Annotated in this window: 6 protein-coding genes and 1 pseudogene; 2 read left to right on the top strand and 5 right to left on the bottom strand. The window is 72.8% G+C overall.

Features of this window, described 5'->3' with window-relative positions; translation table 11 throughout:
• From B9S61_RS09965 to B9S61_RS09950, 4 genes and pseudogenes are all read right to left on the bottom strand, one after another.
• Nucleotides 1–724, bottom strand: a pseudogene (locus B9S61_RS09965) (hydrolase); the annotation flags it as partial.
• Between the two features lie 640 nt (nucleotides 725–1,364).
• On the bottom strand, nucleotides 1,365–1,742 hold the full coding sequence (locus B9S61_RS09960) for a toxin Doc (protein ID WP_103541943.1): 378 nt from the start codon (nucleotides 1,740–1,742) through the stop codon (nucleotides 1,365–1,367).
• A 3-nt stretch (nucleotides 1,743–1,745) separates the two neighbouring features.
• Complete coding sequence (locus tag B9S61_RS09955; RefSeq protein ID WP_103541942.1) at nucleotides 1,746–1,991, bottom strand: hypothetical protein; 246 nt, start codon at nucleotides 1,989–1,991, stop codon at nucleotides 1,746–1,748.
• Nucleotides 1,992–2,150: 159 nt separating this feature from the next.
• Nucleotides 2,151–4,394 carry a glycoside hydrolase family 9 protein gene (locus B9S61_RS09950; RefSeq protein WP_103541941.1) on the bottom strand — a complete coding sequence of 748 codons (2,244 nt, stop codon included), beginning with the start codon at nucleotides 4,392–4,394 and terminating at the stop codon, nucleotides 2,151–2,153.
• A gap of 222 nt (nucleotides 4,395–4,616) precedes the next feature.
• On the opposite strand from B9S61_RS09950, the gene B9S61_RS09945 reads away from it, so the two are divergent.
• Nucleotides 4,617–6,995: a SpoIIE family protein phosphatase gene (locus tag B9S61_RS09945; protein ID WP_103541940.1), complete on the top strand. Its 2,379-nt coding sequence runs from the start codon at nucleotides 4,617–4,619 to the stop codon at nucleotides 6,993–6,995.
• A 191-nt stretch (nucleotides 6,996–7,186) separates the two neighbouring features.
• On the top strand, nucleotides 7,187–7,522 hold the full coding sequence (locus B9S61_RS09940) for a YnfA family protein (protein WP_103541939.1): 336 nt from the start codon (nucleotides 7,187–7,189) through the stop codon (nucleotides 7,520–7,522).
• Between the two features lie 369 nt (nucleotides 7,523–7,891).
• On the opposite strand, the gene B9S61_RS09935 is transcribed toward B9S61_RS09940, so the two are convergent.
• Nucleotides 7,892–8,467 carry a flavoprotein gene (locus tag B9S61_RS09935; RefSeq protein ID WP_103541938.1) on the bottom strand — a complete coding sequence of 192 codons (576 nt, stop codon included), beginning with the start codon at nucleotides 8,465–8,467 and terminating at the stop codon, nucleotides 7,892–7,894.
• Between the last annotated feature and the right edge of the window lie 253 nt (nucleotides 8,468–8,720).

Below are 8,720 nucleotides of genomic sequence, written 5' to 3'. Positions count from 1 at the left end.
TCCGGCAGTAGCGGCACTCCACCAGGTGCTGCCGGACGTCCGGCAGCAGCGCCCCGCCCCGGCGGATGGGGACATCGAGGAGGCGGTTGTAGAACCCGCAGTCCTTCGTCGGTGCCAGTTCCTGATGGGCAAGGACAAGACCCTGACGGAATTTGTCCCGTGCCTGTTCGAGTGCGCCCGACGCGATGTCCGGATCCATGCCCAGCAGACCGGCGGGTACGGAAATCGGCTCGGCCTCGACCTCGGCATGCCAGAGCAAACAGCGCGCGAGTGCGGGCAGGGACCGGAATGCCCGTTGAGCGAGTGAGCGGTTTTCCGGCGTCATGGTCGTCGCCGCGCGCATGCCACGTCCGCCGGCCGGTTTCTGCAGCTCCGGCAGAACCCCGGCTATTCGGTCGTCCGCCGCCCACTCCCGGACCGTGTCCCGCACTCCGACCAGCAGAACCGGCCGCAGCGCGACGGCTGATTCGCCGACGGCCACGCGGTCGAGGACGCGATGCAGGGCGGCCGCGGTGACCATGGCGGCCGTCTGTCCCGACGAGGCGAGGCAGACCGCCGCGTAGTCCTGCATCGGCCGCCAGTGCCGGGCCGTCAGCAGTGCGACGGAGTGAGCGGCCTCACCCGCCGGGCGGCCCCGCGACCGCGCGGCGAGGGCCTCGTCGGATTCCCCGGGGTCCCCGCCCGGCGGCGGATAGGGAGGTCGAGGGGGGTGGGGGGTGTGCACTGAGATGGTTCCTTCCCACAGCGCATGTGACATTCGAGCGTTCCGACGCCGAAAAAGGGAGTCCGATCGGTGGATACCTCTTTGGCGTGGCGCGGGGGGCGCGAATTCACCGGCGGCGAATCGGATCCGGTTCTTCAACTCGCGTGCGTCCCCGGCCTTTACCCCCTCGCGGGTGGCTCACTCTCGCACAACCGGCACGCGGCCAACAAGGCGGTCGGGCAACATCCGCCCATTGACAGAAAGTCAGAAGCCAAAGCGGTCCGCCGTTTCTCGCCCCGGCTTTTGACCTGGGGTTTTCCCGTGGTTCACATCCGGGGCGACAGAAGTGACGGCCGGCGCTCATCCGCGCGCCGGCCGGGGGCGTTCCGCCCCCCCGCGGGAAGACCGCGCTCCGCCGGGACCTCCGCGCACGCTCCCGGCGCGCGCCGGAGCGCAGTGACCCGGTCACGCCCCTTCTCGGAGGCCGGCACAGGGCCGGCGGCCCTCCCCCCGCGCACGGCCGCCGGCCCGGTCCTCCCTGCCGTCGGCCTGCGGCCCCGCGATGCCTGAGGCAGCCCGGACGGAGGCTGGGACGAGGGTCCGGGCAAGGGTCCGGGCAAGGGTCCGGCGTCCCGTGTGCTGTGTGCCGTGGGGCTCGGTCTCAGATCTGCCAGGAGCGCAGCCGGTCGGCCGCGGCGTAGACGTCGGCGTCGCCGGAGATCAGGTCACGGGCGAGGTCGACCAGGGCTCCGTAGGGCGGGTCGATGCCGACACCGCTGACGAACATGTACGCCACGGCGGTGGAGCAGGCGAAGCGGGCGTTGGCCGACGGCAGCGGCCGGAGCACGGCCAGGGTGTGCAGCAGGGCGGCCGCCCGCCAGGCCGCGTCGGAGTCCACGCCCAGCCGGGGCGGGTCCACACGGTGCCGGGCGACGGCCGCGACCAGGGCGGAGAAGTCGTTGACGACGGGCTGGTCCGGAAGGACCTCCTCATGCCTCTGGAGCAGCCAGGGCACGTCGATGTGCAGCACGGGTGCCATCGGTCAGGCGGCCCGTCCCTCACCCTTGGCGGGAGGTTCGTCGTCCGGGAAGGCCGCGGCGAACTCGTCCTTGTGGGAGGCGAAGAACCGCCGGAAGGCCTCCGCGCCCTCCTGCAGGGCGCGATGACGGGCTATGTCCGCCGCGGCCGCCTCCCGCACGAGCGCCTTCATGGACGTACCGCGTTCCTTGGCGATCTGCCGCAGGTCCTCGAGCTCGCGGTCGCTGAACTCCACGTTGAGAGCTGGCATGCCATCACGGTACCGCTCAGGTACTCAATCGTAAATACCCGCAGGTCAGGTCATACATAACGGGGTACCGCAGGACGGCGGCCCAGGGAGTGGCGGATCAGGTCGGCGGCCTCCTGCGGGCCGGCGACCGCGCGGTCGCCGGCCCGCAGGAACCGGTTCTCAGCCCTGATCGGCCACGAAGGAGGCCATCCGGGTCAGTGCCGCGTTCCAGTTGATCGTGTGCTCGTTGGTCGACCAGGACTGGATGTCGTCGATGAAGCAGAACTGACCGACGCAGCCCTGGAGTTTCGACTGGGCGAAGGGGTCCTGGATGCTGGAGTTCGGTCCGCCGGAGAGCGTGCCGGCCGGCGGGTTGGGCGAGGCGGCGTCGAGCTGACGGGCGTACCAGCGGCTGTGCTGGTTCTGTGCGTGGACCTCGCCGTAGCCGGTGACGTAGGACATGTTCAGGGCGTTGCGGCCCAGGATGTAGTCCATGCTCTGCAGCGCGCCGTCGCGGTACTTCGCGGCGCCGGTGAGGTCGTAGGCGGTGGCGAGCACGACCGCGTTGTTGAGCACCTGGTGACTGGAGCCCCAGTCGTAGACGTTGCCGGCCGGTGCGTAGGGCATGCCGTACGGGTGGGCCTTCAGCGTGGCCAGGTAGCGGTCGGCGCCCTGGATCACGGAGCGGCGGACCCTGTCCTTGCCGGGCAGCCGGTTCGGCACGGTCGCGAGGTCGAGCCGGCCGGCCGCGGCGGTGCGCGCCCAGTCGAAGCCGGTCGGGCCGAAGATGTCGGCGGTGTGCACCGGGGAGTTCAGCACGTACTCCCTGAACTGCCGCTCCCCCGTGGTGATGTACAGCTCCGCGGCCGCCCAGTAGAACTCGTCGGAGACGGTGTCGTCGGGGTAGGCGCCGCCGCCGATTCCGTCGTCCGGGTCGGCGAGCAGGTCCGGATGGGCGAGGGCCGCCGTCCAGGCCTCGCGCGCGGCCGCCAGTGTCGTGGCCGCGAACTCCTTGTCGTAGGAGCGGTACAGCCGTGCCGCCTGGGCGGCCGTGGCCGCGAGGTTGAGGGTGGCGGCGGTGGTCGGCGGGTGCAGTTCCCGCTTCTGCGGGTCGTCGCTGGGCAGCAGCGGCAGCCCGGTCCACTGCTCGTCGTGGATCTTGTGGTGGGCCATGCCGGCCAGCGGCTCACCCCCGGGGACCTGCATCTTCAGCAGGAACTCCAGTTCCCAGCGGGCCTCGTCGAGGATGTCCGGAACCTTGTTGCCGCTCTCCGGGATGTTCAGCGTGCCGTCGCCGAGCTTGTCCGCCTCACCGGTGCGGGTGTGCCGGGCGCGTTCGTAGGTGCTGAGCACCTCCCAGGTGCTGATGCCGCCGTTGACGACGTACTTGCCGTGGTCGCCGGCGTCGTACCAGCCGCCGGTGACGTCGAGGGTGTAGTCGCACACGCCCGGCTGACAGGGCACCGCGCCGTCACCCCGGTTGGGGGCCACGTCCACGTGGCCGGCCGGGCGGCCGTAACCGGGGCGCAGGTCGTCGCGGATCGCCGTGCCGCTGCGCTGGGTGTAGTAGTACTTCGCCGAGTCCAGCCGCAGCCGCTCGTACGCGCTCGCGCCGATGTCGAAGGGACGGCTGGCCTCGCCGTCCACGGCCAGGGTGTAGCCGGTCCCGCGGCCCCGGTAGGACCCGAAGTCGAGGGAGTGGACGTTCTGCCCGGAGGAGCCGTCCACGCCCCGGGGCACGGTCCAGCCCTTGCGGACCACCCGGCCGTCGTCGTCCTTCAGTTTCCAGGGCAGCCGCTCGGTGGCGTCGGTGACCAGGGTGGCGTTCTTGGGCCCGGAGGGCAGGTAGGCGACCTGGTTGACCCGGACGCGGGGGCCGGTGTCGGGCTCGTACGGTTCGGGGGCGACCCCGCCGAGCAGGGACACGTCGTCCACGCAGAACCGCCAGGGGTCCGCGCTGCCGCCGAGCTGGAAGCCGACCTGTCCCGTGCTGGTGTCGACGGGTGAGGTGAAGGTGTACGAGTAGGTGTCCCCGGAGACGCTGAGCTGCGGTGACACCTCGTAGTAGGTGTCGTAGGGCTCCACCTGCAGGCCGACGATCGCCCGCACGGCGTGCCCGGCGGGTGTGCCGTCCGCGCTGAAGGAGAAGCGGTACGACTCCCCCTGCACCAGGGTGATGTCGTTCTGGCCGACGGCCGCGTCCCAGCGGTTGGCGGTGCCGCCGGGGACGTCGGCGCACAGACGGCCCTCCGACGGGCCGGCGGTGACGTTGGCGGAGGCCCACCAGGAGTCGGTGCCGTCGTCGAAGGTTCCGTTGCGCACCTGCTCGACCTCGTCGGCCCCGGCCGGTGCGGCGGGCAGCGTGGTGAGGGCGGTCGCCAGCAGGCCGGTCAGGGACAGCAGGGCGGTTCTGCGTCTGTTCACGTCTGGGCTCCTCTGTGGGAGGTGCGGGACTTATGGGAGCGCTCCCATCTCCGTATGCGGACCATGGTTGTGGCAGGTGTGACGGTCCGTCAACGGTTGGGACAGGACTGGTGACGGTCGGCCCCGGGGGCGGGTTCGCGTTCGCGGGGCGCTCGGACCCACTAGTCTGGAACTCTGGCGGTACACCGGATCACGGTGAGTGTGCGCAATGGAGTGGCGACGATGAGGCCGGACGACCCGTTCGACGATGCCGTGACGGCCCGGGCCGTCATCGCCCCCGACGGCACGCTCACGCGGTGGAGCGAGGGCGCGCGCCTGCTGCTGGGGCACACCGCCGAGGAGGTGGTCGGGCGCCCGGCCGCCGACCTGCTGGCCCGCGGTGGCCCGCCCCGGCTCCCGGCGAACCGCTGGAGCGGCACCCTCACCCTGCGGCGCCGCGACGGCGGCATCGTCACCGTGTGGGTGCTCGCCCATCACCGGCAGCCGGAGGGCGGCCGCCCCGGCGACTGGCTCGCCGTCACCCCATTGGACACCTCGGCACACGACCTGCCCGACGATCCGCTGGTCAGGGCGGCCGTGTTCCAGTCGCCCTGCGCCACGATGGTCTTCGACGAGGCGCTGCGGCTGCGCGGGGTCAACGACGCCATGGCGCACCTCCTCGAACTGCCGGCCGACCAGCTGCGCGGGCTGCGGCCCACCGACGTCGGCGGCCGGCCGCAGCACAGCGAACTCGAGCGGCACCTCCACCAGGTGCTGAGCACCGGCCGGCCGTACGAGATGCAGACGTACATGAAGGCCACCGGCGAGAGCCGCGCGCACGCCTGGCTGGCCCGGCTCGCGCCGCTCACCGACCGGGCCCGCAGGGTCCGGGGCGTGTGCGTGACCGCCCACGACCTCACCGAGCAGAACCGGGCGCGGGAGCGGCTGCAACTGGTCAACGAGGCCAGTATGCGCATCGGCACCACCCTGGACGTCACCCGTACGGCGCAGGAGCTGGCAGAGGTCTGCGTGCCCGCGCTGGCCGACCTGGTCAGCGTGGACCTGCTGGAACCCGACGAGACCGGCGGTGAGCCCGCCGGTCCGCTGACCGCGCCGGTCTCGCTGCGCCGGGTCGCCCACCGGTCCCTCACGCCGGGCAGCCCGGAGTCCATCGCCGACGTGGGAGAGGTGGTCGTCTACCCGGCCACCGCGCCCCATGCCGACTCGCTGATCGCGGGACACAGCATCATGGCCTCCGTGGCCTCCGGCGACCTCGACCCCTGGCTCGCCATGGACGGGGTACGGGCCCGGCAGATCCGCGAGCACGGTGTGCACTCCCTACTGTCCGTCCCCCTCCAGGCGCGCGGCATCACGCTCGGCGTCGCCGCCTTCACCCGCTTCAGCAGGCCCGAGGCGTTCACCTACGACGACGTCCTGCTCGCCGAGGAGGTCACGGCGCGCGCCGCCGTCTGCATCGACAACGCCCGCCGCTACTCCCGCGAGCGTGAGACCACTCTGGCCCTCCAGCGCAGCCTGCTCCCCCGCACCCTGCCGCGCACGGCCGCCGTGGAGGCCGCCACCCGCTATCTGCCGGCCGCCCGCACCGGGGTGGGGGGCGACTGGTTCGACGTGATCCCGCTGTCCGGGATGCGGGTGGCCATGGTCATCGGGGACGTGGTGGGCCACGGCATCCAGGCATCCGCGACCATGGGCCGGCTGCGCACCGCGGTACGCACGCTCGCCGACATCGATCTGGCCCCCGACGAACTGCTCACCCACCTCGACGACCTGGTCCACCATCTGTCGCAGGAGTCGGGCGGCGACCCCGGTCACAGCGAGGTCGGCGCGACCTGCCTGTACGCCGTGTACGACCCGGTGTCGCGCCGCTGCACCCTGGCCCGGGCGGGGCACCCCGCGCCGGTGCTGATCCCGCCGGGCGGCGCGGCCCGGCACCTCGACCTGCCCTCGGGCCCACCGCTGGGCGTGGGCGGGCTGCCCTTCGAGTCGGCGGAGCTGGAACTGCCGGAGGAGGCGGTGCTGGCGTTCTACACCGACGGGCTGGTCGAGTCCCGCGAACGGGACACCGAGGCCGGGTACGTGCTGCTGCGCGAGGCGCTGTCCGACGCGTCCGGCCCGCTCGACGAGACCTGCGACCGGGTACTGCAGTCCGTCCTCTCGCCGGGCGGCGCCAGTGCCGACGTGGCGCTGCTGCTGACCCGTACTCACGGTCTGCCGTCCGCGCAGGTGGCCACCTGGGACATTCCCGCCGATCCGGCGCTGGTCGCCCCCATCCGCAAGCAGGCCGTCGACCAGCTGGCCGCCTGGGCGCTGACCGAGGCGTCGTTCACCGCGGAGCTGGTGGTGAGCGAGCTGGTCACCAACGCCATCCGCTACGGCGCCCCGCCCATCCGGCTCCGGCTGATCCACGACGCGTCGACGCTGATCTGCGAGGTGTCCGACACCAGCCACACGGCTCCGCATCTGCGCCGGGCCAGGACCTGGGACGAGGGCGGCCGGGGACTGCTGCTGGTCGCCCAGCTCACCCAGCGCTGGGGCACCAGACACACGGCCGACGGCAAGACCATCTGGTCGGAACTGTCCCTGGCGGACGAGGACATCTGACGCCGGGCCGGCCGCGGCCGCCGTGGCCGTGGCATCGGCCGTCCCCACCGCCCGGGACCCGGTGGCCCGCGCCCGGCGTCACCGCTCCTGCTCCTGCGGGCCATGGGCCGCTGGTGAGCGCGGATGGGCCGCCGGGGAGCCGGGAACCCGCCGAAGATCACGAGCGCGAGCCGCCGGTAGGGTCGGCCGGTATGACCGTCGCTCGTTCCGTCGCCCTGTTCGCCGTCGCCGCCCTCTTCGAGATCGGCGGCGCCTGGCTGGTCTGGCAGGGCGTCCGGGAGCACCGGGGCTGGATCTGGATCGGCGCCGGCGTCGTCGCGCTGGGCCTGTACGGGGTGGTGGCCACCTTCCAGTCCGACGACAACTTCGGACGCATCCTCGCCGCGTACGGCGGGATCTTCGTGGCCGGGTCGATCGCCTGGGGCATGGTCGCCGACGGTTACCGCCCCGACCGCTACGACGTCGTCGGCGCCCTGGTGTGCCTCGCGGGCATGGCCGTGATCATGTACGCGCCCCGCGGCCACTGACCAGCGGGCCGGCATCGGGCGAGGTGCGCGCGGCGGACCGGGGTGAGTGATACGCAGGGTGTCCCGCCGCCCGGGGCCGGCCCCGTCTCCTGCCCGTCACACGGCGTCACCGGCGCTCGCGCCGACCCGGTGCCCGTTCCGCGGGCAGTGGACCCGATGACGAGTGGGCCGCCGGTGGCGAACGCCTCACCCCGCGCGGCTCGGTGGAAACGCCGACGAGCTCGCCGCCGCTCCCTGGGACGCGCCCGGGCCCGACGAGGTGGCGCGGCCGGCCGAGCTGCTCGTGCCGCCGGTGCTCGGCATCGCCGGCGCGGGCCTTCTCCGGGCACGGAGTCGGTGTCGGCATGCAGTACGGCTACCAGTGAGCGGTCACCGGGTTCCGGTGTCTCCTGGGACCGGACCTGGGCGGCCTTGTCCCGGCACGCGTCCTGCCAGCAGGTCCAGTGCCCCGTCCCAGCCGAACTCCGGCCGCCCCCCGTCCGGTTCCGGCCCGCCCGCGTACGGATCACCGAAGCGCACGCCCATGTCGCGCAGCCGGACGAGGCTGTCCCGGTAGGCGGGATGGGCGGCCAGCGCGTCGGCGACGCACGGGAGCACGGCGATCGGCACCCCGAGGCCGACGGCCTCGCACAGGGTGCCCAGGGCGAGGGTGTCCGCGATACCGGCCGCCCACTTGTTGACGGTGTTGAAGGTGGCCGGCGCGACCACCACGGCGTCGGGGGCGGGGAAGGGGTTCGGCTCGCCCGGGGCACGCCAGGCCGACCTGATCGGGCGGCCGGTCTGCGCCCCGACGGCGGCGGTGTCGAAGAACCCGTTCATGGCGACCGGGGTCGCGACGACACCGACCTCCCAGTTCCGTTCCTGTGCGCGGCTGATCAGCCTGCTGACGTCCGCGGCGACACCGGCGGCGCAGACCACGACGTAGAGGAAGGGCTTGTCGGTCACCCGTAAACCCTAGTCGGCGGCGGAAACCCGATTGCCCGCCCCGGAGGGCGGCCGCCAGGATCCCGCCATGACTACCCGTTCACGTCCGCTGCCGCTGTCCGCCACCGCGTCCGACGCGGGCCGACAGCAGCGGTCCGGCCCCCGGGAAGGACCGACGCCGCCGCGCTCATGAAGGCCGCCCTGCTCGCGGGCGTACTCGCCGGCTACGGCATCGCGGTCCCCGTGGGTGCCGTCGGTACGTACCTCGTGTCGC

Origin of the sequence: Streptomyces sp. SM1, assembly GCF_002910825.1 — a bacterium.
Classification (GTDB): Bacteria; Actinomycetota; Actinomycetes; order Streptomycetales; family Streptomycetaceae; genus Streptomyces; species Streptomyces okerensis.
This window is presented reverse-complemented; position numbering and strand designations above follow the sequence as displayed.

Excerpts from the sequence above, each read along its gene's own strand:
- B9S61_RS09955 (WP_103541942.1), bottom strand. The coding sequence starts at position 1,991 with ATGCCAGCTCTCAACGTGGAGTTCAGCGACCGCGAGCTCGAGGACCTG.
- B9S61_RS09940 (WP_103541939.1), top strand. The coding sequence starts at position 7,187 with ATGACCGTCGCTCGTTCCGTCGCCCTGTTCGCCGTCGCCGCCCTCTTC.
- B9S61_RS09960 (WP_103541943.1), bottom strand. The coding sequence starts at position 1,742 with ATGGCACCCGTGCTGCACATCGACGTGCCCTGGCTGCTCCAGAGGCAT.
- B9S61_RS09945 (WP_103541940.1), top strand. The coding sequence starts at position 4,617 with ATGAGGCCGGACGACCCGTTCGACGATGCCGTGACGGCCCGGGCCGTC.